The 1,372-nt window shown below is 33.2% G+C and carries 1 protein-coding gene; it reads right to left on the bottom strand.

Annotated elements, in window-relative coordinates; translation table 11 throughout:
- Window positions 1-1,372 (bottom strand): choice-of-anchor A family protein (locus KO506_RS10750; RefSeq protein ID WP_215994916.1); only part of this gene is annotated, 1,372 nt, incomplete at both ends.

The following is a 1,372-nucleotide window of genomic DNA, read 5'->3' as shown; positions in this document are numbered from 1 at the left end:
GAGTTACTGTAAAGGTAACAGTGTCTGAAGTTTCTGCACAAGATCCATCAGCAGCAATTGTATAACGAATTACTACAGTAGTATCAGTATTGATATCATCAGGTGTATACGTTGAACCAGAGATTGAACCACCACCAGAAACGATTGACCAAGTACCACCAGCAGGCGCACCAGATAAAGTTTTAGTTTCATCTTCCGTGATTGAAGCAGTAGAAGTTGTATTATCAGCAACTACATCACAAGAAGCTACTGTACAATTGATTAAAGTTGGAGCAAAATTAGCAGAATGTACTTCACCACCTGCATGGTTAAATGATAAACCAATAACTTGCCCTTCTATATTAGATTGGTTTACTGTTTTGTTAATGTTAGCAAAAGGTGCTAAAACTGTACCTTCAATTGTCGAATTACCTTCGATATTAAGTGTTGTAGTATTATAAAAGTTGTAAATAATGTATGGTGCGTTTTGTTGACCAACACCAGATTGGTTCCAAACATCCCAATTGAAAGTACCAGGAGCATTTACATTTACTACTAAAACTTTATTTGCAGTTGGTGCAGTATTGTAAGTAAAAACATCTACATTATTTAAATCTGTACCTGTAACATTTAAATAGTTAATACCATCTTGTAAATTAATTTTTACTTGATTAGGTAATGAGGTATTAGAAATAGATTGTCCGTTTGGATTTGTTAATTGTGCATTGTTTGCATTTTGAGACAATGTAGTTGAGTTTGTTTCTAATGTTTGAAATGCTGTTGCAAAATCTATTAAATTGCTTTCAAATACAGGATTATTTGTTGCAGATACATTAAGGTTATTTGCATTTGTTTGTAACTCAATTCTAGGTGAAGAATTATAGTCAGAACTTGGTGTAATTCTGATGTTAGAATATGCATTATTTTGGTCTGTATACCAAACTGTAGAGTTTTGATTGTCTCCAATTTTAACATAACTATTCTGTCCTACTTGTAGAGAGTTTCCTGATTGATAAACAATTTTACCACCAACTAATAAACCAATAGGTGTGTTATTTACTTGATAAGTACCTGCATTATGAATTGCTACTTGGTAGTTACCTAAAATTGTTAAATCTCCACCTGTAGCTATACTTCCTTCTGTTTCGTTGGTTTGTAAATTTAAACTATTTAATGTAAAGACATTAAAGTCTAGTGCAGGTTCAGTAGGACTTGTTCTATCACAATTTAAACTTGTAACTGTAAAAGTAACATCATCAGTAGTTGCAGCACAATCACCATCCGCAGCAATTGTATATCTTAAGGTTACATTTGTATTTGCATTTACATCATCAGGAGTATACGTTGAACCAGAGATTGAACCACCACCAGAAACGATTGACCAAGTACCACC

This window comes from Polaribacter vadi (assembly GCF_018861005.1).
Lineage (GTDB): Bacteria > Bacteroidota > Bacteroidia > Flavobacteriales > Flavobacteriaceae > Polaribacter > Polaribacter vadi_A.
Note: the sequence above shows the minus strand (reverse complement) of the source record. Positions and strands in the feature narration are given on the sequence as shown.